This is a genomic window from Zavarzinella sp., from assembly GCA_041399155.1.
Taxonomy (GTDB): Bacteria; Planctomycetota; Planctomycetia; order Gemmatales; family Gemmataceae; genus JAWKTI01.
Map to the genome: position 1 here is coordinate 1,422,534 of JAWKTI010000001.1, position 25,808 is coordinate 1,448,341.

At 46.6% G+C, this 25,808-nt stretch carries 20 protein-coding genes and 1 pseudogene; 9 read left to right on the forward strand and 12 right to left on the reverse strand.

Annotation, left to right across the window (positions count from 1 at the left end; translation table 11 throughout):
• Position 1: 1 nt before the first annotated feature.
• The 3 genes from R3B84_05960 to R3B84_05970 form a co-directional block, all read right to left on the reverse strand.
• Entirely contained in the window at positions 2–1,315 is a 1,314-nt protein-coding gene (locus tag R3B84_05960; protein ID MEZ6140099.1) for a sulfatase-like hydrolase/transferase, read from the reverse strand.
• Positions 1,312–2,643, reverse strand: coding sequence for a sulfatase (locus R3B84_05965; protein MEZ6140100.1), 1,332 nt, complete (start codon positions 2,641–2,643; stop codon positions 1,312–1,314). Before R3B84_05965 ends, R3B84_05960 begins: the two co-directional genes overlap by 4 nt.
• Before the next feature lie 247 nt (positions 2,644–2,890).
• Positions 2,891–5,635 (reverse strand): hypothetical protein, encoded by a 2,745-nt coding sequence (locus tag R3B84_05970; GenBank protein ID MEZ6140101.1) that lies wholly within the window; start codon positions 5,633–5,635, stop codon positions 2,891–2,893.
• 344 nt (positions 5,636–5,979) lie between these two features.
• On the opposite strand from R3B84_05970, the gene topA reads away from it, so the two are divergent.
• Positions 5,980–8,859 carry a type I DNA topoisomerase gene (topA, locus tag R3B84_05975; protein ID MEZ6140102.1) on the forward strand — a complete coding sequence of 960 codons (2,880 nt, stop codon included), beginning with the start codon at positions 5,980–5,982 and terminating at the stop codon, positions 8,857–8,859.
• A gap of 2 nt (positions 8,860–8,861) precedes the next feature.
• Here topA and R3B84_05980 read toward each other — a convergent pair whose 3' ends face one another.
• The 3 genes and pseudogenes from R3B84_05980 to R3B84_05990 all read right to left on the reverse strand — a co-directional run bounded on the left by R3B84_05980 (position 8,862) and on the right by R3B84_05990 (position 10,557).
• Complete coding sequence (locus R3B84_05980) at positions 8,862–9,623, reverse strand: hypothetical protein (GenBank protein ID MEZ6140103.1); 762 nt, start codon at positions 9,621–9,623, stop codon at positions 8,862–8,864.
• 155 nt (positions 9,624–9,778) lie between these two features.
• Positions 9,779–10,141, reverse strand: a pseudogene (locus tag R3B84_05985) (transposase).
• Between the two features lie 101 nt (positions 10,142–10,242).
• Positions 10,243–10,557 (reverse strand): winged helix-turn-helix domain-containing protein, encoded by a 315-nt coding sequence (locus tag R3B84_05990; protein ID MEZ6140104.1) that lies wholly within the window; start codon positions 10,555–10,557, stop codon positions 10,243–10,245.
• On the opposite strand from R3B84_05990, the gene R3B84_05995 reads away from it, so the two are divergent.
• Complete coding sequence (locus tag R3B84_05995; protein ID MEZ6140105.1) at positions 10,504–10,653, forward strand: hypothetical protein; 150 nt, start codon at positions 10,504–10,506, stop codon at positions 10,651–10,653. The two genes, R3B84_05990 and R3B84_05995, sit on opposite strands and share 54 nt — an antisense overlap.
• Positions 10,654–10,964: 311 nt before the next feature.
• Here R3B84_05995 and R3B84_06000 read toward each other — a convergent pair whose 3' ends face one another.
• Together R3B84_06000 and trpD are read right to left on the reverse strand one after the other, a co-directional pair.
• A complete protein-coding gene (locus R3B84_06000; GenBank protein ID MEZ6140106.1) occupies positions 10,965–11,834 on the reverse strand; it encodes a nucleoside hydrolase in 870 nt (289 codons plus the stop codon).
• The gene (gene trpD / locus R3B84_06005) at positions 11,835–12,860 is read right to left on the reverse strand and encodes an anthranilate phosphoribosyltransferase (protein ID MEZ6140107.1); all 1,026 of its coding nucleotides are present in this window, start codon (positions 12,858–12,860) and stop codon (positions 11,835–11,837) included.
• A 286-nt stretch (positions 12,861–13,146) separates the two neighbouring features.
• On the opposite strand from trpD, the gene lexA reads away from it, so the two are divergent.
• The 3 genes from lexA to R3B84_06020 all read left to right on the forward strand — a co-directional run bounded on the left by lexA (position 13,147) and on the right by R3B84_06020 (position 15,957).
• Positions 13,147–13,767: a transcriptional repressor LexA gene (gene lexA, locus R3B84_06010; protein ID MEZ6140108.1), complete on the forward strand. Its 621-nt coding sequence runs from the start codon at positions 13,147–13,149 to the stop codon at positions 13,765–13,767.
• 198 nt (positions 13,768–13,965) lie between these two features.
• The gene (locus tag R3B84_06015; protein ID MEZ6140109.1) at positions 13,966–14,874 is read left to right on the forward strand and encodes a formylglycine-generating enzyme family protein; all 909 of its coding nucleotides are present in this window, start codon (positions 13,966–13,968) and stop codon (positions 14,872–14,874) included.
• Positions 14,875–14,922: 48 nt separating this feature from the next.
• Positions 14,923–15,957 (forward strand): TlpA disulfide reductase family protein, encoded by a 1,035-nt coding sequence (locus R3B84_06020; GenBank protein MEZ6140110.1) that lies wholly within the window; start codon positions 14,923–14,925, stop codon positions 15,955–15,957.
• Here the strand turns inward: R3B84_06020 and R3B84_06025 are convergent, their stop codons facing one another.
• A complete protein-coding gene (locus R3B84_06025) occupies positions 15,958–16,917 on the reverse strand; it encodes a HEAT repeat domain-containing protein (GenBank protein ID MEZ6140111.1) in 960 nt (319 codons plus the stop codon).
• 217 nt (positions 16,918–17,134) lie between these two features.
• On the opposite strand from R3B84_06025, the gene R3B84_06030 reads away from it, so the two are divergent.
• Positions 17,135–18,259 (forward strand): amidase, encoded by a 1,125-nt coding sequence (locus R3B84_06030; protein MEZ6140112.1) that lies wholly within the window; start codon positions 17,135–17,137, stop codon positions 18,257–18,259.
• Between the two features lie 19 nt (positions 18,260–18,278).
• Here the strand turns inward: R3B84_06030 and R3B84_06035 are convergent, their stop codons facing one another.
• The 3 genes from R3B84_06035 to R3B84_06045 all read right to left on the reverse strand — a co-directional run bounded on the left by R3B84_06035 (position 18,279) and on the right by R3B84_06045 (position 22,856).
• Positions 18,279–19,685: an HD domain-containing phosphohydrolase gene (locus R3B84_06035; GenBank protein MEZ6140113.1), complete on the reverse strand. Its 1,407-nt coding sequence runs from the start codon at positions 19,683–19,685 to the stop codon at positions 18,279–18,281.
• 81 nt (positions 19,686–19,766) lie between these two features.
• A complete protein-coding gene (locus tag R3B84_06040; protein MEZ6140114.1) occupies positions 19,767–21,095 on the reverse strand; it encodes an amidohydrolase in 1,329 nt (442 codons plus the stop codon).
• Between the two features lie 12 nt (positions 21,096–21,107).
• Complete coding sequence (locus R3B84_06045) at positions 21,108–22,856, reverse strand: thiamine pyrophosphate-binding protein (protein ID MEZ6140115.1); 1,749 nt, start codon at positions 22,854–22,856, stop codon at positions 21,108–21,110.
• 388 nt (positions 22,857–23,244) lie between these two features.
• Between R3B84_06045 and R3B84_06050 the strand changes: the two genes are divergently transcribed.
• The 3 genes from R3B84_06050 to R3B84_06060 are packed head-to-tail and all read left to right on the forward strand — an operon-like array spanning position 23,245 to position 25,792.
• Positions 23,245–24,225 carry a bifunctional oligoribonuclease/PAP phosphatase NrnA gene (locus R3B84_06050; GenBank protein ID MEZ6140116.1) on the forward strand — a complete coding sequence of 327 codons (981 nt, stop codon included), beginning with the start codon at positions 23,245–23,247 and terminating at the stop codon, positions 24,223–24,225.
• 23 nt (positions 24,226–24,248) lie between these two features.
• Complete coding sequence (locus R3B84_06055) at positions 24,249–25,421, forward strand: hypothetical protein (protein ID MEZ6140117.1); 1,173 nt, start codon at positions 24,249–24,251, stop codon at positions 25,419–25,421.
• A gap of 32 nt (positions 25,422–25,453) precedes the next feature.
• The gene (locus tag R3B84_06060; GenBank protein MEZ6140118.1) at positions 25,454–25,792 is read left to right on the forward strand and encodes a hypothetical protein; all 339 of its coding nucleotides are present in this window, start codon (positions 25,454–25,456) and stop codon (positions 25,790–25,792) included.
• The last annotated feature ends 16 nt before the right edge of the window (positions 25,793–25,808 follow it).

Genomic DNA, 25,808 nt, shown 5'->3' on the forward strand with positions numbered 1-25,808 from the left:
GTTATTTCCCATCCCACCAAGCGTTTAATTCCTTCATCAACTCTTCACATTTGACAGGATTTTCATTTGCCAGATTCTTTGTTTCATCAGCATCTTTGGATAGATCGTAGAGCTCCAGTACGCCTGTGGGTACCAGTACTTTGTTGGGAACAATCAGTTTCCAATTGCCATGGATTACCCACCGATATTGAAGGTTTGCAGCAGGATTGTGGATATCAACCGCATTATGTTCAAAAATTTCACCAAAAGTCGAAGTTCTGCTTCGGCGCGAATTTTCATCCAGCAGATTGATTCCTGGCAGGTTTTTGGGTGGGGTTTGCCCGAGTGCGTGCAGCAACGTGGGAAAAAGATCGACGGAATTGGCGAGAGTATCTGATTCACCGGGAGTCACTTTGCCCGGCCATCGAATCATGATGGGAGTGCGTGTGCCACCATCGTACTGGGAGCGTTTTGATTTGGGTGCATACGCAGCACGGTTTTCATCCTGAATCCAGCCATTGTCGTGCAGATAAACGATAATCGTATTTTTGCTAACTCCTTTTTCATCAAGCACTTGCAGCATTTCGCCTATTGTTTCATCGAACCATTCGCACATCGCGTAATACTTGGCTACATGGATCGATTTATGCTTGTTGCGGTATTTAGCCAACAATCGTTCTGGTGGATTATGGGGAGTGTGTGGCATCATCGGTGCATACCACACGTAAAAGGGGGTTTTGGCTTGAATCGAGGCATCAATGAATTTTTTGACTGGCTCAATTCCTTCGCGACCAATTTTCAGGCCCACATCCCCGTGTCTGCCACCTTTTGCAGGATCGCCATGGGTCATTCCTTCGGAAAATCCACCGCACCTACAGGCGTTTGCTTCCCACCATTTGCCAGCCTGGTAACTGGAAAAACCTTGTTTACCCAAGAGTTTTGGCAGAGTATCTGCTTTTTCCATGTAGGCCGCCATTTCTTCCCGCATTTTCAGGTAAACCGGGTTTTTCATCGCTGGTCCCTGACCCACTCCCTTGGGTAGTGGGGGGTCATTGGAAGTTATTTTGTGTTGGTGGGGGTATTGCCCGGTAATCATTGTTGCGAGTGATGCACGACATAAACTGGTCGGCACATAACCCCGTTTGAACAACAGACTCTCTTTTGCCAGACGGTCCAGATGCGGTGTTGAGACGACTTTACTCCCCATAAATCCATAATCTTTCCAGCCTTGATCATCCCCAATCAACATCACAATATTCGGGGGTGGGTCTGCTGCAAAAGTGCTGACAGAAAAACTGACCCACAAAAATGAACAAGCTATGAATATTCTAATCATCGTTTGATTTCCTTGTTAAGTAGTGCTTGCATCTTGGCAACAATGTCCTGATGTTTCTTATCATTTGCAAGATTTGTCAGCTCACCAGGATCATTTGTGTAATCGTACAACTGTTTCCCTAATGTGCCGTTTGGTCCCCACTCGGTATAGCGATATTGTTCTGTGCGAATACTGTAACCACGAACCTGTTTTTGTTTTGCGTTACCTCGTACCACCTGAGTAAGTGCGGGACGATCCCAGTTTGATACAGGATCTTCTAATAGTTTTTTCATACTTTTCCCATCCAGATCAATCGGTGCTGGAATGCCCACCAGATCTGCCAGTGTGGGGTGGAGATCGGTCAATTCTACCGTTCGGCCACACTGGTGCTGTGCGGGCTTCATCCGAGGATCGTAAACGATCATCGGTACGCGGGCACTATTTTCGAAAAGACTTTGTTTTTGCCACAAGCCGTGTTCGCCCAGGTGATAACCATGGTCACTAATGAAAACAACGATCGTTTTTTCATGAATTTTTAATCTTTCAAGCGAATCGAGCACCCGGCCCACCTGAGCATCCATAAACGTGGTTGAGGCGTAATACGCCTGAAGGCATTCTTTTCGCATTGGATCGGTTAGTTTGTCCTGTTCTTTCTTGTAGCTCTGAAATGCAAAAGTCGGTGCACTATCGCGGTGATTTTCAGGCACCATTGGCAGAGTTATTTTGTCTAATCGATACAAATCAAAATATGCCTTTGGTGCCACAAATGGTGTATGCGGTCGATAGAAACCACAGGCAATAAAAAATGGCTCCCCAGCTTTCTGTTCAAGAAGCCTGATCGTTTCTTTGGCACCAATCGCATCGGTTTGTTCATCGTCTTTGCCATCAGCAGCCAGCCAACTGAGACTCCCACCAAATTTACCAGGGGTTAAAGAGAATATTTTGTCTTCATCATCACGATCACGCCCTCGTGGATTAACGACTTTTTCCCACGATTCGGGGTCATCCAAGCCGTCCGTGCCAATTTGTAACGGTACCCCATAGTGGTAAAGTTTGCCTACTCTGGCAACAAAATAGCCCGCTTTCCGAAAAGTCTGGGGTAAAGTAACCGCATCGGGCTTATTTTTACGAAATTGTACTGCGTTATCATAAACACGGATTGTATCAGGGCGATATCCGGTCAAAAAAGACGCACGACTTGGATTACACAGCGGATACTGACAGTAAGCCCGCTCAAATTTAACCCCGCGTGCCGCCAATTTATCGATGTTAGGCGTTTTGATTAATGGATGCCCATAACAACCGATGGCATTGCACAGGTCATCGCTGACAATGAATAGAACATTCATTTTTTCTGCGCTGGTACTAGAAGCAATGAAAAAATGAAAGCAAAATAATATCCCGAATCTGCGAAACATCACTCACCTCGACTGGAAGAGTAGTGCGAAGTTATAACGAAATGACAATTCCCACGATAATCCGTGCAAAACAACTAGTGTAAGGTAACAAAAAATGAATCAAAAATGAAAAGAAATCTTCGAAATTCCCCAGCAGATTCAGTCGAAATTACTGGGGGAGAAGAGAATTCAACGGCTTCTATCGATCGGATTTGAGCAGCGCCTTCAGTTCTTCGGTAGGCTTGTATTGCAATTCAGCGCGGATGCGATCAATAATTGCACGCTGGTTTTCTTCAGAAACCTGCTGTGTGAATGCAGATAACAAGGAATTTCGCTGACCAAATGTACTTGCAGCAAGTACATCTTTGGCAAATTGATCCGGTGTTTTCAGCGTTTCGCCCACTCGACAGGCAACAAAATACCGAGATTTCGGCAGGTCAGACAATACTTTGGTGGACCCAAGCGGTTGTTTACGTAAATCCAGTAAGGAGTCGGCGAAATCAGAACTTGGAAAACGTACTTTTTCACGGTCGATTTCTGGATTTTTAGTGCTTTGAGTAGCCGGATCGTATGCTTGTAAAGCCAGGTTGTCCAATTCAAGAATCGTGTGCGATTTCTCGAATTCTTTCAAAGCTCTCATGGCACCAGAAGGATCTTTCGCAATTGTTGCAGCCTGAGTAGCAACCTCTTTGGAGAGTTGTGCGGCCGCATCATCAGCTAACTTACGAGCCTTCTCGAATTTCCAGGCAGTAAGCACTCTTTTGCTCATCTCTCCATTCGTTAAGTCATCCGCATTTTTCAACGTGTTATAGATTTTTGGTGCGATTTCTTCGATTGACCAGGCAAAATAGAACGGCGTGGTTCCTGTTGCCGTCGTGGGGAACCTCCTGGGAATATACAACTGCTGAACGCTGCCACTGGTTCCAACAGCAGGTACCTCGGTATACATTGCAGAGATGATGTCATTGCTGCCATCGGGTTGCCTATTGGCAACTTCAAACAGCTTGCTCAAAGCAGGATCATCAATCGCTTCGTATTGATCTTTCGGTTCAGTCATTAAGGTAGATGTCAGGTTGCGCTCGTTTAGCCATTTGACAACAAATGCGGTGATGGCCTGTTTCTTCTCTGCTAATTTTGCCGCTTCCAGTTTGGTGCCATTGATGCCGGCGGCCAGAACAGCCATTTCCCGCTCAAAAGCTTCCAGGTCCTGTCGAATGAGATTCGTCTTTTGCTCTTCAACCAGATTTTTTTTCAGCATCTGTGCATAAAATGCAGGTGGCAATGGCTTCGGGTTTAAACTTTCCGAAGTGGCCATTGCGTAGAAGGGCAAGGGGGAAACGGGCGCTAATACCCATTGCAAGCCGTATGCCGCACGCATTCTGGTGTCTAACTGAAATGCAGAAGTTCGCGCAAGTGATGCTGCAGTAATTACTTGCGTCAAACTATTTGTGCCACTCAGGCCCGCAGTCAGCGACATGATTGGCAGGGGATCATACACCACAGAATCACGTGGGCTGAATGTCCAATAGAGATCCTGAAATAACGGCAAAGATTGTGCTTGTTCAATCTCTGCATAAGCGGTCATCAATGCAAGCTCATCACCCAATGGTGCCTGAGCTAAAGTTAGTGCTGCCACGGGTGGAGTAAAACCAAAACCCGTTCCACAAGCAAATGCACCTTGAATCATTTCAGCATGCTTCAGCAATGCATGTGCTTTGGCAAAATCACGCTTCGAATGATCAACACGGGTGTATTCCAATGCCAGTTTTTTGCCATCCTTAAAGCCTGGTGTGGCAGATTCAGGTGTAGAAATATCACTTCGGTATTTTTTGAAAAAATCTTCCAGTTGTCGAGCAGTTGGAAGTTCATCAACTTTGGCAACATAATCTTTGACAGCAACTTCAAACAGCATGAAATCATGACTGGAACATTGGTCACGATAATATTCGAAAAACTTACCCGGTGTAGCATAACTGGGCAAATCGCTGGCTACTTGACTTCTGCCCGCACTCGCGAACATGCTGTTCGTTTCCAGATTTCCGATCACACTGGCGAGCACTGCCCGCACCCGAAACTCATTGCCTATCGCTTCCAGAATCATTTCTGTGTTCAATTCAGGAAGTCTGGTTTTCAAGCGATCTTTAATCTTTGATTCGATCTCACCATAATCCGCTGCTGTCAACAAATCTTTGCCGCCGATCGCATCATTGATTAGGGTCCTTGTTGCCTGCTTTGAATAACGGATCCCTAACTGGTCTGCTTTTTGCAAGGCAAGAAGAAAATCAACGTTCCCTTGGTTATCCACGTTGCTGAATGTTTCAAAATACCGAATTCCCCGACCCTCTCCGATGCGAGAATCATGCACCATCATCTTTTCTACTTTGTCGACCATTTGGGCAGCAGGAGACTTGGGATCCAGGGTAAATTTCAACTGGAGGACTTTAATAAAGTCACTTCGCAAACTAACTGCTTGCTGGTCGAAAGTGAGATAAGCATATCGTTGAAAACTTTGGGAAGCTGCAACATTTTTTCTTGAATTTGCCTTGAGTTCAACATAATTTGCAATCGCTGCACGAATGTTTTCAGGAATGCTTGAACCATCTGAAAACTTTCCCGAAGTTAATTTTCTCAAGATGTCGCCAGCCTGATTCACTGCTGCAGCGTCCAAAGCAGACAGCATGAACTGGTCCGCGACTTGTCGTTCCAAAGAAAGTTTATCCAAATCTTCAGAATAAATTTTTCCACCCTGGTGTTCAGCCAGTAATTTGGAATTGGCATTGCCGTTTCCGCCAACCAATTTCTGAACAAAGTTCATGAAATCGTAATCACCACCCAGACCGCTGGACAACACGAAAATCAGCATCGCGGTGATGCAAAGGCATGCAAAAACAATTTTTGTGAATCGCTTTTTGGGACTGAACAACTCAAATGGATTGAAGGCCATAGCCGTTCCTCGGTTACCGGCGGTATTATTGATGCTAACTTTGGTCAGGGGCTTGACGTTCCTAGCCCCTGAGTTGTATCAGGAATGTTTACGGTTATCCTGAAAGGGTGTTTATAGAAATTTCATCTTTCTGGACAACTGGCAGGGACATTACCAGAATTGGATTGCGTGGCAAAACGAAAAATATGAACGCATTTTCACATTTTCGCCGCTTGCTAGGCTAGGAAAATCGGTTATTTGAAACGATAATCTGGACAAATGACTCTAAGGCGATGATTCGATCGGCACGCAGGCTGAATCGGAAGTATTGATTCTCCACAACGAAATTGCTGGACACGGAACTAATGGCACCACGAAAGAAAGCAGAACCGAAGAAGAAAACCGCACCACCTAAAAAGCCTGCTGCGAAAGCAACGAAAGCTGTTGCAAAAAAAACTCCTTCGAAAACTGCAGTCGCTAAAGTGACACCAAGCCGATTGGAACCCAGTGGATATCAGGGAGCTCGTTCCGGCAATTTAATTATCGTGGAATCCCCATCCAAAGCAAAAACGATTGAAAAATATCTTGGCTCGGGTTACCGTGTGCGTGCCAGCTATGGCCATGTTCGCGATCTGCCGATCAGTGGGAAATTACGAAATGAAGAAGTGGTTGGGATCGATATCAACAGCAATTGGGAACTGCGTTATCAGGTAATCGACCGCAGTGACACAGGTGGGAAAGGACGCCGCAGCACGCAGGATATTTTACAGGAGTTACAGAGAGAATCCGACCGTGCGGAACATATTTATCTGGCAACTGACCCGGACCGCGAGGGCGAATCTATTGCCTGGCATATTGAAGAGGCCCTGGGACTTGACCCGGAACGAACGAAACGAATTACTTTCAATGAAATTACGAAAAAAGCAGTATTGAAAGCACTTCAGGATGCTCGTGCCATCGACGACAATCTGGTTGCCGCCCAGGAAGCCAGACGTGCTTTGGATCGACTCGTGGGTTATCCACTGAGCAATCTGCTTGGCAAAAAAGTCTCTCGCGGGTTGAGTGCTGGCCGCGTGCAGTCGGTAGCAGTGCGGATGGTGGTTGAAAGAGAAAGGGAAATCGAGGCATTTCAATCCGAAGAGTATTGGAAAATTCTGGCTTTGTTATCTCCCATGGAAGCTGCAAAGTTACAGATTGGTAACCAGTTTCCACTGAAGGTTTATGCCAAAAAGAAGCAGGAATCCGATGATGTTGATGAAGACAGCGAATCCGAAGATGGGGAAAAAAGTACCGCTATCAGCAAAAACGAACCGGTAAAAGAACAACGAAAAGGTGCCTTTCACCCACCTGAGGGGTACTTTATTGCAGAACTCCACCAGTGGGACGGGGCATCATTCAAAGCGGCATCAGAATCGGAAATTGATCAGTACTTGAGTGCATTGGATAACGCCAATTTCAAAATTGCGACCATTGAACAGAAGGATCGTAACGATCATGCACCACCACCGTTCACCACATCGACATTGCAGCAACAAGCCAGCACCCGTCTGCGATTTTCGGCAGTTCGTACCATGTTGAATGCCCAACGCTTGTACGAGGGTGTGAACATGGGGTCGTCTGGTCAGGTCGCACTGATCACTTACATGCGAACGGACAGCACTCGAATTTCTGAAGATGCGATGAAAATGGTGCGTGAACATATTGAAGCGGTTCACGGCCCTGCTTACCTGCCTGCGAAGCCAAATTACTACAAATCTGGTAAAAGTGCTCAGGAAGCTCACGAAGCGATTCGACCAATTGATTTGGCCATGACACCGGAACGTGTTCAGGCATACCTGGATGGCGACCAATTCAAGCTATATAAGCTGATTTACGATCGATTTGTTGCCAGTCAGATGAGTGCTGCAATTGTGGCAGTTACCACCATAGACATCCAGGCAGGACAGGCAATATTTCGAGCCAAAGGTCAAATAGAAAAATTTGCTGGTTATCGAAAGGTATGGCCTGCAGGTCGTCAGGAAGACGTCACACTGCCCCCCGTTGTCGCAAGGCAGGACTTACTTCGCCATGGGCTATCCGCTACCCAGCACTTCACCCAGCCACCATCCCGTTACAACGAAGCCTCGTTGGTAAAAATGTTGGAAAAAGAAGGGATTGGTCGCCCAAGTACCTATGCCACGATTATCAGCAACATTACCAAGAAAGGGTACGTGGAACTGCAGGATCGCCGGTTTTTTGCCACTGAACTTGGCAAAATGGTCAACGACCTTCTTGTGGCTCACTTCCCTCAGGTGCTGAATCTGAAATTCACTTCCCACTTCGAGGAAGAACTGGATCAGGTGGCAGATGGCAAAATGAAGTTTGAGGCGGTGCTCGATGAGTTCTGGAAGCCGTTTAAATCGGCATTAGCAGCCGCTGACAGCAATATGCCCGTCCAGAAAGGCCAGGAAACTGGTGAGCCATGTCCGAAATGCTCTCGACCACTGGTCCGAATGTACAGTTCGAAGCGAAAAGGCTATTTTGTGGGCTGTTCTGCGTGGAAAGACAAAGAAAATCCGTGCGATTACATCAAGCCGCAGGAAGGTCAGGCTGATTTGGCCCTGGTGGAAGTGCATTGCCCGACGTGCGGGCAGCCGATGAAACAGCGATCCAGTCGGTGGGGGACCTTTTTGAGCTGTACTGGCTATCAGGCTGATGGTTCAGGATGTAATACGATCGCCAACCTGGGGCCAAACGGCGAAATTGTGGTTACTTGTAAACCAACCGATGAAGAATGTCCCGCCTGCCATGCGAAATTACTTTGGCGTCAGGGGAAAGCTGGTCCATATTTCACATGTCGCAACAAAGAATGCAATAATACCATCGAAGCGGGGCCAGATGGCAAGCCCGTCCCACCAATCGATACTGGGATGAATTGTGAAAAATGTGGCAGTAAGATGATTGTAAAGAAAAGCTGGCGTGGGCCGTTTTTATCCTGCAGTGGGTACCCGAAATGCCGTAATGCCAAATCGGTACCTGCGGAATTGAAGGAAAAACTGAAGCATCTGTACCCCAAAAAGGAAAAAGAAACGGAACAACTGCCTGAGGTTGAGGTTAAGCAGACCTGTCCGGAATGTGGCAGTGCAATGAAATTGCGGAAAGCTCGTGGAAATTACTTCCTTGGGTGTACCAAGTATCCAAAATGCAAAGGTACGTCGCAATTAACTGCAGATCTGGAAGAACAATTACAACAGGCTGAAGCTTGATGTTATTCCATCGAATCAAGGAATTTTGCGAAGCTGACTTTGATTTCTTTGGTATCGCCCGCTTTTACGATTGCTTCGTTTGCTTTATTGAGCATGTCCTTTTCCAGTGAAGGACGGAGAGTACGCACCGTTTCAAATACCCCTTCACCGACTAATTTTGCGAAATCTCCCCCGACACCAGCGGTATGGTCCACGACAAATTGATCGTAGTTCAGCGATGCCTTCAAGACACGCATTCGCATCGTGATATCTGGAAGAAACTTACCAGTTTTCACGACTTTGGTGGTGTTTTCGCACTCCAGAAATACGATCGGTCGGCAGCGCGCCCGTGTTTCCCCGCTGTAAACCCGTGTGCCACGAGTCCAGAGTTGCTGTTCAAATTTGATTTTTGTTTTCATCGTCACATGAACGTCGAACAGTAGTCGGCCTTTTTCAACCTGCCGGATATTATTCACTAATAATGTGAGATTTTTCTCAGGATCATCGGCTTCGATCCGGATTCTCCGCCACATGCCATCATTCTGCAATTTCATTTGTCTTTCTGGTTTCAGAAAAATGCCTCGCTTTTTCCATGTGACACCATTCGTGACATTCTTCTGATCACCCCACCCCATGTCCTGGGCTACAAGTGGGTCGGGCACAGCCGTTACAAGCAATGTTCTCATTGCCGTTGAAAGTTCTTCATTAGTAGGAGTCAGCAATGGATCTTGTGCCGAAAGTGCATTCCCAAAAATAAGAACGCATAAAAATGAGAAAGTCTTCATGTAAATCTCGCTTCAATTGTTGTCAGAAGAAACGCACCAGGTTGGACGAATTGCAAAAACAGGTCAATTTTTCATAGTTTCCTCATCATTTGGTAGCAGTAAGTCATTGCTGCATCCCATTCCGCATCCACTAGTAAATTACAATTAAACCAAAATCAGATTGAAAATCGGAGTTTTTCCGCTTGAGGATCGACTTCAAATCTTGGCCACAGTCTTTTAATTATTTCATCCGGAGTTTCATTCAATGTATCGATGAATCCTTTGCAAGCGTCGAACAAGTCACGCAAGGTTGCAAAACAACAATGTTGCGTGACCTCTTCACGCATCCATTTCCATAACCCTTCAATGGGATTGAAATCGGGACTATAACTGGGCAAAACTACTATTTCGATGTCCAACTCGCTGGCTTTGGTTCGAACGAACTTCGCCTTGTGCCAAGGTGCTCCATCCCAAATTACCACAACACGTCGACCTTGTCTTTCTACCCAATCGTTCACTCGGTGCAAAAAATTCAGCCGTGTTTTCCTTGTTGCATTTGCCTTCGTTCCAGATCAAACATGCACCAGCACTGAAATTGTAAGCACCATACCAGTTGATGCGATCGGACAGCGGAGGGCAATCACTCACTCGCCAAGCCGATTCTCCCTTGCTTCCACCAAGTATAGCCCAAGTCCATATCACGATGAAAATGGGATTCATCAATATAAATGATCACGATATCGCCGCGACACATTTGCTGGTACATATCCGCGAACTGTTTCAGGTATTCGGCCCGCTTTTCAGGGTCCCCTTTGCCGAACAGTTTCTTGCATTTCTTCCAGCTCAATCCCGCTAATTGCAGGATCCGCCGCACGGTATTCCGAGATACATACCGCTGGAATTGACAACCGATCCAGTTGCACAACTTCCTGATCGTCCATCCGTGGCCTGGCAATTGGTGATCTACCGGATCGCTTTTCAGAACGGCATCAACGATCTGCTCTATCTGCGACTGGACAAAAGGGGGACACGGCCGCCAGTACGCCGATAAATCAAGGCGTCAGGTCCATGGTTGTTATATTTATGAACCCAGTTCAACAACACATCGTCGCAACGTCCAATTTCTGCGGCATAAGCAGTTGCGTTAGTGTGACCAAGAGCAATTTGGTACAAAGCCATAAACCGCTCCCGAGTACGAGGATGCTCGGATTCCAGAGCCAGGCGACGCAAATCATCGGTGGTTTGATTCCATTTAGTAGTGTTCGGTCGGATCATCCTTGATCTCCAAAGGTTGGTCGACTTGCCTAGGTTGAACATTCTGACCAGCTTAACATAACTCACCAAATCTGTAAACACCGATTTTCAATCTGATTTTGGTTTAGGTACACCCGCAGGTGGGCTTCGGCGGTCAATTACGGTCATCCCTCGGGTCAGTTCGCCTTTAATTTCGACATCCAGATCCACTTTTTCCCAACTGAATAATTCCGGCGCTGCCAGAAAGAGGTAAGCGGCAACATCTCCCAGTGGTAACCCTTCGATACCCAGGACATTACAAGCTCGACGAATGCCAAACGGTAGCAATTGATTCAGAAAATTACTTACTGGCGACGGTGCGGTGCGAAGAAAATCCAGCCGACTTGGTGCCATACAGAACTTCCGTGTGACATCCAATGGGATCAGGAACGGATTGTCAAACGATTGAACAACTGTTCTGGCAGCTTCAGGATCGCATGTGAAATGAAAATCAGCAACCGCATTGGTTTCACCGGGTGCCTGCACAGCCCCACCAACAATAACAGTTCCTGCAAGGTAGTTAGGTAGTTCCGGAAATCGCTCCAGAGCACGTGCCATGACGGTGCATGGGCCAAGAATGACAGTAGTAATCTCATTGGGATGCATTTTTGCCAACTCCATCAACAGTTTATCCCCGTTGATCTGCTGATGGAGATTTACTTCAGGGAAATGTAACTCCGCTAAGCCATCGCTGCCATGCAAGTCACTTCCATCAATTCCGTATTCGATTTCAGGTGCTGCCCCCAAACGCGGCATTCTGCCTAAATCAAATGCATGCAGCACTACCGAAAGATTCTGGGTGGCTTGTTTATAGGATGGATTTCCCGCACTAGCCGAGATACCAATCACATCGAAGGCAGGATCATTTAGCAATAAAGCTAGAGCAAATGCCCCATCAATACCGAGATCGGAAATTACGAAGAGTTTTTTAGTTGCCATTTACTCTTTCTCACTGGAACTGGCTGCTAATGCCCGAACTTTCTCCCACGCTGCGCCACTTTGAATTGATTGTAATGTCAAATGGGTCCCTTCTGCAAGCGATTTGCATGCACCAACGAGATAAAGCAGTGCAGCACTGTTTGCCAGTACTACATCACGGGCGGGACAAGCCTTTCCGTGTAAAATATCTGTAATCAGCGTGGCACTTTCAATAGCAGAATGCACAAGAATTGCTTCTCTTGGAACTGCAGGGAGCCCAAAATCCCCTTCATTCCAGACATGGTGAATGATTTCATATCCAGGAATCACTTCGATTACGTCTGTTGGTGCAGCCAGCGAAATCTCGTCCAGTCCATCACGACTGTGAAGTACAAATGCTCGTTTGATGGTTGAATGCCATAGTGCTTTGGCTAGCCGGTTTGCGAGTTCAGGCCGACCAACGCCAAGTATCTGATAATCAGCACTTGCTGGGTTTAATAATGGACCAAGCAGATTGAAAATTGTGCGGGTCTTTAATTTTGCCCGCAAACCAGCCACTGCCGCCATTGAAGGGTGGTAGTGTGGGGCAAAACAGAAGGCGATTCCATTATCCCGCAGCGTTTTTTCTGCCCAACGGATGCCCGATTCTACATTGATGCCAAGAGCACTCAGTACATCGGAGCTGCCACTGGTGCTGCTGACGGCCCGATTCCCGTGTTTGGCGATCCGCACACCACTGGCAGCCGCCACAAATGCAGTGGCAGTACTAATGTTGAATGTGTGGCTGTTATCCCCGCCAGTACCGCAAGTATCTGCAACTGTACGCTCATCCCGTGACAGTGGGTGCATCATGGAACGAAGCAACTGGGCAGCAGCAGCCAGTTCTTCACCAGTTTCACCACGCACCCGCAAGGCGATTAAAATCGCAGCGGCCAGTTCTTGTTCAATGCGATGGTGCAACAAATCGTTCAGAAAGAGCTGCAAACTTTCAGTAGAGCACTCCTTGGAATCAAGAAGTTGGTTCAAGTACAGTTGATGGGGATCCATTATTTTCCAGATATTAGTTACAGTCGTGAACACCACGGCTGATAAGCAGATGTTACCTGTTTATTTATTCATAAAGCAGGAATTTTCAGTCCGTTGTGCAGCATATTCCGTGATTTACGATCTACAAAAGTGGCAGGTAGACGGATGTGGTAGTAAAAAAAATTTCAAAAAAATCAATTTTTTTTGTGCAATCCACTTCACTTGTGTAATTTTGTCATGTATACTGATTTACATAAAGAGTTTGCACCCAGGAGCAAACACCCCAGTAACTTAAGGAAGTTGGAACATGACAAATCAAGTAACACTGACAAAACGGCAGGCGGAGATTTATAGCTTTATCTTGGAAAAAATCGCGGAATTCGGATATCCTCCTTCAATTCGCGAAATTGGCGATGCCTTTGAAATTGTGTCACCCAACGGTGTGGTGTGCCATTTGAAAGCACTGGAAAAGAAAGGTTACATCGAACGCAATAAGGGAGCTGAGGGCAAAGCTGCCGCACGTGCGATCAGCATTCCTGGTGATAAAAAAGCTATTTTGAGCATCCCTATGCTTGGTTTTGTCTCCGCTGGTACAGGTCTGGAAGTAGTTCCACAGAACGAGAAACTGGAACTAGGGCAAATTTTTCCAGGAAAAACAAATTATGCCCTGCAGGTGCGTGGCCAATCGATGATTGAAGACTACATCACTGATGGCGACATCGTTATCATCCGCAAGCAGGATACTGCAGAGAATGGTGAACGGGTTATCGCTATGATCGATGGTGCAGCTACTTTGAAGCGATTTTACCACCGTCATTCACAGATCATTCTGGAACCAGCGAATTCTTCTATGCAACCAATCATTGTCGACCCTTCCAAGGATATCAAAATTCTGGGTGTGCTGATTGGTGTCATCCGTAAGTGCTAATTTCCCTTTACAGATGACCACCTTTTCGATTTACACTAGGATAGAAGTAGATTTTCTATCCGAGATGTAACCATGTTCGCAAAGCTCTGCGCGGTAATAACAGGTGGACTGCTTGTTCTCATCTCTGCTGCATGCAGTTCCCGGACAGAACCAGTAACCCAAACTGTTCCACACAAGCACCAGCCAATGGTGGGAGAGATGGTACTCATCCCTGCTGGTAAGTTCACGATGGGCGCTGATTTCAGCGATCCCAGCTACGGACCAGCACACGAAGTGGAAATTTCAGCATTCTGGTTGGACCGTTATGAAGTAACGAACAAACAATTTGAAGAATTCGTTCAGTCTACTGGATACAAAACAATTGCTGAACGTGAATTGTTTCAGAAAGATTTTCCCAATTTGCCCCCTGAAGCACTAAAACCGTTCTCAATTTGCTTTAAAATCCCTGATGGAACGGAAACAGGTGAAGGCAGTCCACCATGGTGGCAGGCAGTTTACGGTGCCGATTGGCGGCACCCGGATGGGCCTGGCTCCGATATTGTTGGCAAAGAACTGCACCCAGTAGTGCACATCTCCTGGGATGATGCGATGGCATATTGTAAGTGGGCCAAGAAACGCCTGCCGACTGAAGCTGAATTTGAGTATGCTTGCCGTGGTGGATTGGAAAGTCATCCATACTGCTGGGGAAATGAAGTCCAGGGCACTAATGGCAAGTGGTTTGCCAATACCTATCAGGGCTTCTTTCCAACGAAGGATACTGCCGAGGACGGCTTCGCCGGTCTAGCACCCATTGCCTCCTATCCGCCAAATGGTTACGGTCTTTATGATATCAGTGGCAATGCCTGGGAGTGGTGTAGCGACTGGTTTGCAAGAGAGTACTACAAAGTTAGTCCAAAAAAAGATCCCCAAGGGCCTGAAACAGGAGAGCATGCCACCCACCTGCACCCAAGTACTGGACCTGCCCGAGTTCGTAGAGGTGGTTCTTATCTGTGTGCAGATGATTACTGTAAGCGGTATGTGCCTTATGCTCGCGATGCAAACCCACCCAATGATGCTGCGTGCCACACTGGTTTTCGCTGTGCACGTTCGGTGCAACCGAATGAATGAAATGGTTGTAACGTCTACAAATTGAACATGTTTGGAAATGGAGAACGAATGAAACAACTGATTGCGGGCTTTGTGATAATTTTATCATCAATGCCACTGATGGCACAAGCGAATGCACGCCAGGATGCCATGGACAAAATTATTAAGGATTTTGTTGATGCACGCCGGGCCTATTCTGTGGCAATACGGAGAGCAACAACCGAAGCTGACGAAAAAGCTGCCGCAGAAAAACTTCCTAAAGAAAAAGATTTTCTGCCACGGATTCTGGCTTTGGTAAAAGAGAATGGTACCGATGAAGTGGCAGCAGAGATGCTGACAATGGCATTATTTGCCTTTGATACCAAAAACCCTGAAGTGGTCGATGCGTTAGACAAATTAACCACCACTGCAGCAATAAAGCCTTTTGTTGAAAATTCGATCGGTGGAGCGCCCGTTGCTGCAAAACCATTTTTAAAGAAAGTGCTTGATAAGAACCCAGACAAAACCATGCAAGGCCTGGCTTGCCTTGCATTAGGTGAACTGGCACGTGGTTCTTCCGATCCTGAATCAGCAAAAGAAGCAGAACAATATTTTCTACGGATTGAAAAAGAGTTTGCAGATGTGAAAGGACCAAGCGGAACTTTGGGTGAATCGGTAAAACGTACTCTGTTTGAAATCAAAAATCTTTCCGTGGGCAAAATAGCTCCAGATGCAGAATCTGTTGATGTCTCGACTGATAAACCAGCAAAACTTTCTGATTTTCGTGGAAAAGTAGTTGTGCTTGATTTCTGGGCTACCTGGTGCGGGCCGTGCAAACAGATGATTCCTCATGAACGGGAAATGGTAAAAAAATTAAAAGAGAAGCCTTTCGTTCTTGTCAGCATCAGCGCAGACGATGGTAAGGAAGAATTAACTGAGTTTCTGAAAACAACCGAAATGCCATGGGTACACTGGTGGCAAAAAGGTGGTCCTTTATTCGAGAAATGGAATGTGAATTCCCTCCCAACCATTTATGTGATTGATGCCAAAGGTGTCATCCGCTACAAGAATGTACGGGGCAAGGATTTGGAAGAAGCGGTAGAAAAACTATTAGCTGAAAAGTAATCACTTTGATTGAGGACTATAAAACGAAATTGTTTTTCGTGCCTCTTCCTGCACTATTTTCTCCGAATCATTTTCTGCCTTGACCAGCATGGCCCGGAATGAAGAATCAACGACTCCAATTCTTCGCAAACCTCGGATGGCACCTGCCCGCACATTGGGTGCGGGGTCGTTCATTACAAGATCCATTAAAAATGATCGCACTTCAGAAGACTTGGCTGCGGGATGTTCTGCGAGATTCTCCAGCAATCTCTCCCGCACCGATGGCAGAAGGGTTTGCTGAATCATGTTCTGTAAGCCCACCACACTTTCGTGGTGAGCTTGTTTCTGGATGACAGTCCCGCCCACAGGCATGCGAAAACCAATCGGGACTGGCTCGATTTCACGGTATTTTCCAACCGCGGTCATCGGTGGTTGATGCATTATTGGCACAGGATCGACAAGTCCAGCGGCGGGAACAATCATTTGTGGCTGTCTGACAGGAACGGTCACATGCGCTGTCCCCGCTGGATCAACAGTTCCAATTCTCTTTTCAATGGGTACCGAAGTCGAAATAGTCACTCGAGGTTCTGTTAGAGATTTCTCACTATCTAAATGAGTTTTTTCGTTATTTTTTTGTGGAATACCAGGTATCGGAACAGGCGCCCTGGCTAATCCCGATTTTAGCAGCGGATCATTCGAGTGATCTTTTAAAACAAGTTTCGTTGGAGGCTGGGGTAATGGTGCAGCCATTGTTGGCTGATTCGCTTTTGCGACAGTGTTGGAGATCTGTTGTAGGCCGTTTTTGCCATCTATTAGCTTGAGATCTTCGCCATTATCGATTGCTTTTACTCGATATTCGTAGGTACCATCGGGTAATAGCTTCGCTGAAACCACGACAACACGACGGTCCCAGGTACCATCGTGCTTTAAAAGCAGATGTTGATCGATGGCATATTTTTGCTGTGAGTTTGCGGAATTCACCTGGAATCCCACGAAACAGAGGCAGAATAGTGTCTTCAATCGCATTGTTATTTTCACACGGGTAGCAGCCATTATCAGTTCATTCGTACTTTGTGGTGAATACAATTGAGTTCAACATCTGCATCCGGGCAAAAATGCTGTTAAACCAGGCAAACTTTACCTGCATGGAGTAACTGACTGAACTGTTTCAATCCGGATGATCAGTCGAGTGAGATCAATGCAAAATGTAACACTAGGTGTCAAAGATATTATCGACGTGGCAGGGTTACCAACGAAGGCGGGTAGCCAGGGCATGGGCAATCACCCAGCTGCAGAAGATGCTGAATGCGTGCGATTATTGCGTGCTGCAGGTTTGAAGATCGTTGGCAAAACTACCACGACAGCATATGCATCGTTCGATCCTTCTCCTGCGTTGAATCCATGGAATATACAACACACTCCCGGTGGTAGTAGTTCAGGTTCTGCAGTAGCTGTGTCACTGGGACAGGTTCAGGTTGCATTAGGAACTCAAACAGGTGGGTCAGTTATTCGACCAGCAGCTTATTGTGGTGTTTATGGATTTAAGCCCACCTGGGGTGCCATTTCGCTGAAAGGTGTGCTGCCACTGGCCCCGTCATTGGATCATCTTGGCTGGATGGCTAAAAGAATCCAGGATTTGCAGTTACTGTGGAAAATACTTGCAGGGCAGGGCACTTCTAATCGTCATCTACCTTTATCATTGCTGAATTTAGGCGGGTATTTCTCGAAAAATTTGGATCATCAAATCAAATCGATGATGCAGCATTGTTGTGATTTGCTTTCAGTCGATCAGTTGGAGGAAACTCCTTCGTCATGGAATGATATCGATGAAGTCCACCTGAATATTATGGCAATTGAAGCAAGCCAGGTTCACGCTTACCGTTTTCATGATCAACCAGAAGATTATCCACCGAATATCACCAGGCTGATACGGCATGGCCAGAAATTTTCGCAGCGAGAGTATCAGCAACTGTTGGATTCTCAGAAAAAATTACGAGACGAAGCCATCGATCTTTGGCGGAACCGGATTTTGATCACTCCAGCGATCCCTTCACCAGCACCAGAAAGTTCTACAACGGGTGATCCTAGATTTAATACTCCATGGAGCCTGCTTGGTTGGCCAACAGTTTGTATGCCGGTACGGTTGTCAGACGGTGGCTTGCCGATGGCAATTCAGCTTTCATCTCCACCAGGAACCGATCAACAATTACTCGAAACCGCAGCTGGATTAGAACGCGATTTTCCATGGGATCTGCACCCACCTGTATCAAACTGGGGATTATCAGCGGAGCAATTTGGCGCATTCGTTAATCAGCCAAACTAGTTCAACATTGATCTAAACATTAAGACAATAATGCCCACTCAAAAGTGGTGTCTGCCAGATAACGAAAAGCCTGGCCTTGTGCAAGAATTCTGGTGATTTGAATATCCCGATTTTTTGAAAAATCGATTTGTTTATGCCAGGTAAGGGGCTGTTTGTGCAGATCCAGAAGGATTTGCACAATCGGTTTTACCATTTGACGCTGGTCTGTTGTAAGGTTGGCATGGACATAACCAATCTCACCACTCGACAATTCCACAATCGTTCCAGCAGGATACTGCCCCAGTTTATTCAAGGATTGCATTGTCTGGTATCGAAAATGTCCAGCCTCTGCTAACAGATTCATCTCATTCAATGCTATGTTCGCGGGCTTTGCTTTGCGATAAGGCCGATTTTCCCGCAGTGCGGTATAGGTATCTACAATTCCCAGTAATTCCGATTCAGTGGTTAATTGTTTTTCTATACTGCCTTCCGGATACCCACTACCATCAATCCTTTCGTGGTGGTTTCGTATCAACTCAGGAACCTGGCGGTATTTCCCGGGCAAGCAAGTGTTTGCGATTTCCACACTTCGAATCACATGTTTTTGCAGATCCGCTAATTGCTGATCATTCAAAGGCCCATTCGCTGTGAACAGGTGCTTTCCTGATTGAATCATCCCAACGTCCATGATTAGCGAACTGATCAAAATCTGTTCTCTCACCACATCAGAGCAAAATGTAGAAGAAAGCACGTGTTGAAGAACAATTGTTCGATTCATCGCATGCGTGGCAACAAAGAGAATCAAATCGGGCAGCTTATCTGTGTATTTTTCAGTTGCGTTCGCATACGCACTGTTTTCGGCTAGTGTGCTGACGCGTGTCATTTCTGAGGTTGTGATCTGATGCATCAGGTCAGTTAATGTATCCTCAGTGATTTTCTCACCCAGATAAAGGGAGTTCATGACATTGATCAGCTTGTCCTTCAATACGCCAATAGTTATGGCACGTTCGTATAACTTGTCCAGGTGTTTCTTTCTTTTTTGAATCTGCTCCAGAGATGTCGCTGGTATTGTCAGATTCAGTTCAACATGTTGGGGTGCGTGGTATTGCACCTGAAAGAATTGCAACAATTCCCGCACTTCCCGAACACATTGTTTCAGATGCCACTGAACCAACTGCCAGCATAATTCAGGACCAATACCAGTTATTGTTCCAAGTTCCTGATGAATCCGTTGTAATTGCGCATGGATTACCTGGATTTCTTTCAAAAGGTATCTGAGGCTGGAATCTGTCGAGAGCGCAGTCGTAAATTGTGTGGTCGTTGGCTGAAGAATTGGAATCGTCGCCGACTGCTCTGTCACTCTGTTTCGTGCGGACAAATTCCCCAAGTCAGCAATTCGATTGCTGAGCAAAGCAATGCGGTCGAGCATGGGGGTGGAATCAATCACAATAATCCGATTTTGCAGGCACTAACAGTAAAATAATCGGCGATTGATCCTGTCAAACTAAAGTTTGTTTTGGGATCCCTGTTATTTTGCTGGCAACAATTTCATCACTGCCAGGCTTAGTGTGGTCATACCGGTTTTCAATGTTAAATTGATGTTTGGGAGATATTTATCTGTGTGGGCACCAGGCAACGCGATGCCTTTTTCGATAGACTCCTGATATTTTTCAGGTTCCACAGCTCCAAGATAGTACATGAAGATCGGAATTTGTCCATTCAAGGCGTAGCGGGAAAAATCTTCTCCACCCAGAATAAATTGCCGTGGAATCACATTTTCTTTCCCGATCAAGTCCTCAAACAAACCTGCAATGCTGGCTGTTAATTTCGGATCGTTTTCCAGTTTTGGCGTAAATTCATCCCAGAATATTTTCACCTCTGGTGGTGGGGCATCAGAAGCCAGGGCTGCTGCTTTTGCCTTTTTCTCAATTGCTTCCAAAACTGCTTTTCGAGTCGTTTCTTTTGTAGTACGGACAGTGATCTGTAGCGTTGCCTCATTCGGAATGATATTCGCCTTTGTACCTGCGTGAATTGAGCCAATTGTCACCACTACCGCATCTTTCGGGTCGGTCTGACGACTGGCGATGGTTTGGAGGTCCAGAATCAGTTTTGCAGCAATGACGATCGGATCAATACAAACGTGGGGAGCCGATCCGTGACCACCTTTCCCATGGATAATAATTTCGACCGTATCCACATTTGCCATTGCCAAACCAGAAGTGTAATGGATTTTGCCAGCAGCCAATTGCGAATCGGCATGCAAAGCAATGCAAAAATCGGGTTTTGGGAATTTGCGATAAAGGCCTTCAGCCAACATCATGCGGGCCCCGGCACCAATTTCTTCGGCTGGTTGACCTATCATTACCAACGTGCCACGCCAATGTTCTTTCATCTGTACTAATGTGCGTGCGGTACCGATCCAATTTGCCATATGGATATCGTGTCCGCAGGCGTGCATGACACCAACTTCCCGTCCCACACGATCCCGCGTCTGGATGGTGCTTGCGTATTCTGCACCGGTGGCTTCCACAATCGGCAAACCATCCATGTCGGTGCGGACCAGCACAACAGGCCCTTCACCGTTTTTTAATACCCCCACAATTCCCGTTTTGCCTATCTGCTCCGCAACTGTAAAACCTAATTGTTTTAATTCTGTGGCTAAAATTTTTGCTGTCCGCACTTCCTGAAGTGATAATTCTGGATTCTTATGTAGTTCTTTGTATATTTGTGCAATCGAAGCTAGCTCCTTATCAACAATTTTGTCCACAAGTGGCTTTGCTTTTTCTAGAAATGGGTCCCCACCTTGCAGAAGGTTGTTGCACAGAAAGAATAGCGCTGTGGCCAAAAATGCTTTCATAAACCTTGCTCATTAATCGTTTGCACGCTGGAATTCTATTGCTCGACTGCCTAAACGCGACCCAAATCTCAATTTCTGTGCAGTGGTTAGCTCCCTGGTGTACCTTCGTCGAACTGCTTCCAGCCAGCGAATACTACGATCGCGATAATCGGTTACCACTCGCACTAATACCGGTCCAGGATATTCCAACGCTGCTTTGATGCCAGAACTTAACTTCGAAGTATGGTCGATTTCCAGATATCCCAAACCAAATGCCTTTGCCATTTCGGGGTAATTCATGCGAGCCAGAATCGTCGCAGTGGTGCGTAAATAAGCAGCTTTCTGCAACATTTGCATGTAGTGGTAAGCCTGATCGTCGAGAATGAAGAACTTCACTGGTAGATTTTCCCGAGCTGCGGTGGTCATTTCCATCGCAGACATCAGCATGCACCCATCGCCAGTGATCGTGACTACTGGCCGGTGTGGGTGTACTCGCTGGGCACCAATAGCCGCAGGAATCGACCACCCCATCGCCTGATTGTCCGTGGGATTAAAATAAGTCCGTGGCTGCACCACCTGAAATGCTTCTGCGGCGAGATGTTCTGTGACTGTGACATCAACGAATGTCAAACCATCATCAGGCAGTTCTTCCCGTAGTTGCAAGACGAATGCCATGGGATCACAGCCACATTTCGTGTGTAGTTCTGCGTATTTTTTGCGATCATCCATTCGACAAGTGCGAATCTTTTTCAGTAATTTTTCATCTGTTTCCCGCTGCAGGATGGGAGCAAATTCTAATAATTTACTCATAAACAGACCCGCATCAGCATGCACACAGACATCTGTCTGTAAAACTTTGCCTAGATTCGCTGCATTGGCATCCACATGGATGGCGTGTTTCATTTTGGGCTGGTTATAAAACCCTGTTGAAACTTCGCTGTAACGAACACCAATCGCCAGCACCAGATCTACCCCACCATGCATTTCAAGCATTCCTGGAGTAAATATTTTTTCGGCACAGTGGGTAGCGTGGGAACCATATCCCCAGCCAACGGAAAATGGATGACGATCAGAAATCACCCCTTTGCCCGAAACACTGGTAGCCACTGGGGCCTGAAGGACCTCGGCTAGTTTGCCGAGTAGTTCTGAATAATCCTGACAGCCCTGGCCAGCATAGATGCCCACCCGAAGGTCCTGTTTGGACAAAAGGGCTAGTGCTTCCTGGAAAGTTTTTTCATCAAATGGTAATGGCGCTGGTTCCAGCGGTGGGGAATCGAACTCTGCTGTTTCTACCAACATGGTAAATGGGATTACAACGGCAACAGGGCCAGGTTCACCTTCCATTGCCAGTCGAAACGCATGCCGGACACCATTGGCTATTTGCGAAACGTCTTCAACGTGGTAAACACCTTTCGTGACAGGTTTCAATAAGGCAACCTGGTCGAGGCAGTGTACCTGAAATGGTCGAAACTCTTTCCCCTGTGCTATATCCCCCACAATGCAGACCAGTGGGACAGAATCGATCAGAGCTTCGCCGATACCACTTAATGAATTCGTAACACCAGGCCCAGGAACCACGCAAAGAACACCCGGTTTACCTTTGCTGCGTGCGTAGCCATCAGCCATGCAGGATGCTGAAAATTCATGTGTACAAAGGAGATAAGGTAATCCTTTGGTTTTCATTGCATCCCACAGTTCATTTTCCTGTGCACCAGGAATGCCGTAGACGCATTCGCACCCTTCCTGAATCAGAGATTCCACCACCGCCATTGCGCCGGACATCTTGCCCTTCACTGACCCGTTCGAAGATTTCATTCCCAGCGCCTGCACAGGAGAGGCGCTTTGGGTCATGGTCGCCAATGTACCGATTACTGCTGCAGTTTGGAGGACTTCTCGGCGCGAAGGACTGACGGTCATACAGATATCTCTTCATCAGCTAATTGGATAATCCGTATTACTATCGGCAAAGTTGGAGCAATTGTTGCAATCGGAATTAGGAAGAATACCAAATGAGATTTCTTTCATATTTAAACCAGGGTGTTTGGGTAAGAATTTAATTCTTTTTCATTACCCAACTCAACTCAATTCATCAGTGAAACGACGACTGTCTCATTGAATTGGGCGGAAATCGACTATAATTGCCGTATTACCGCTGGATGGACATATTGTTGTGAATTGGTCTCCGCTACAAACTTTTATCGAAAAATATGATCGATTCTTGCTGATGACCCATGTGCGGCCCGATGCGGACGCGTTGGGATCCCAGCAGGCATTCGCCGGTATTCTCAGAACGCTGGGAAAATCGGTCAGAGTTTTCATCGCCAGCAATTTGTACCCGCGGTATCAGTTTTTTGACCGCCCCCACTCTCCAATCGAACGATTCAACGTTGAAGATCCCACATTGAAGGATATTCAAGCGATTGTGATTCTGGATACGGGCACTTATAACCAACTCGGTGATTTTGGTGATTTTCTAAAAAATTCCGACTTGCCCCGTGCGGTCATTGATCACCATCGCACACAGGATGGATTCGGTGGTGTGTTGATGCAGGATACGAACTCTGAAGCCGCTGGAAGAATGGTGTATGATTTTGCACAACACCTCAAAATTCAGCCCACAGTAGAAATTGCCAGCGATTTGTTCGCTGCCATTGCCACCGATACGGGGTGGTTTCGGCACAGTTCCACAAAAGTTTCTACTTACGAAGCTGCTGCCCATCTCGTGAAATGTGGTGCCAACCCCACGAAACTGTACCAATTACTTTACGAGAACAATAGTTTTGGCCGTTTTCGTTTGACTGGAGTGGCTCTCAGCAGGATTTCGATGGAATTTGCTGGGAAAGTTGCTTCCACAGAAATCTATTTGAACGATTACATGGAATGCCAGGCTACTCCTGCAGACACGGAAGATCTGATTAATTACCCACGCTCGATCATGGGTGTGGAACTGGCAATGATTTTCATCGAACAGCCAACCGGAGGCACCAAAGTCAGCTTTCGCAGTAGTGAATCCGTTGACGTAAGTCTCTTGGCTGAAAGGTTTTCAGGCGGTGGCCATCGCATGGCTGCTGGTGCAATGATCCACACGGATTTACCGCACGCAAAACAACTGGTGATGAAAGCGGTTGAGGAACTGCTGCCAAAAATATGAGTAATTCTTAATGGGTGGGCCAGATGACAAATGATAGCCAAGCCGAGTGGGGTTTAAAACAGCTTCCTTTGCCAGTGAAGCTGGTTCTCACGGTATTTTTACTTTCTGTGGGGCTGGGGTATTTTTGGGGCATGGCGCAGATCCACTTTAAACATGCCGAGCCAGGTCAGCCGATGCCAGGCGTCAAAGAGCTGGTAGCGCATTTTTCCGGAGTTCCATGGCCCACCGTTCCAAAACCAGAAGCACCTGCGGCCAAACCTGCAGAAGAAGTAAAGCTGGATAAAGATGCGAAACCAGCTGGTGAAATGGTGATGGCGGTTAAAATTCGTTCATTAATTAATGAACGTTGTGCATGGTGCCACTCCCCGGATGGTGAGAAAGACGATGCACCAATGCACAATTGGGAAGCTCTAGCAGAATATTTGAAAAAAGAAAGCTCCCACCCGGTCAACAAAATGCACAGTGCCGTTTCAGGGCCGGGTGTGAAATGGTCCGCTAAGGATATGGCACGTGCGTTTACTGACCAAGCACTGGATTGGGACGATATCAAAGGTGATCCCAAAGCAGTTGAAGGTCGAAAGCTTGAAAAACTGGCGATGCTGGAATGGTTGGAAACTGGTTCGGACAAAGAATCTTACGACAAAGATTCTTACGTGTTATCTAATGAGAAAGCCTTCACAGGTTTAACGAAGACATTTGCCACGGAAGCACCAAAACCTGCTGGCGATCAACCAAAAAAAGCAGTAGCAAATGTGAAAGACCCTTGGAAAGAAGCAAAACAGAAGCAATTGTCCGTGGAATCACTGACACAATCCACCCACGCGCACTTGTTGAGTTTTTCTGTGTTGTGGGCGTTCAGTGGGCTCATTTTCGCATTCACCAGCTATTCGAAAAGCTTGCGGTGCCTTATCGCACCCACGGTACTTGTGGCACAAGTTGCAGATATTGCCTGCTGGTGGCTGGCACGTCTGGAGGGAGTGGGGCCTTATTTTGCGATGGCAATTATGGTTACCGGAGGCATCGTAGGCCTTGGACTTAGCCTGCAGATTGTGCTGAGCCTGTTGAACATGTACGATGGCCGCGGGAAATTGGTCATTGTGGTATTAATGATCGGAGGATTGCTAACTTTTGGAGTGGTTGGCTTGAAGGTAGTGAAACCGCAATTGGATAGCGAAAAAGAGCTACTGCAGCAATGATGCAGCAAACCGATAACTCGACAGGTTTTTACATGTTGGAACTGACAGTGCGGCAACTGGACCATGTTTTAGACTGGTTTCAACAGATTCTTGGTCAGGTGCTGGATGTCAAGTTGCTCCTGTTGGATCGGGTTGGAAATTTTGCACTCTTAGAACTCCCTGGAGTGAAATTAGCGTTGAAAGCCAATAGCACTGCTCTTTCAGGTGGTGCGAATCTTGTATTTCAAGTTCAGGATCTCTTACTGCTGAAAACAAGTTTGGAAAATCTTCTGCAATTCCAGCTGGTTGTCAAAAAGAGCCATGAAGGTTACCAGAGTATCTCCATTTCATCCCCAGAGGAGCACAGCTGCACCTTCTTTGCCTGGAACTGAAGAATTACAAAGTGTA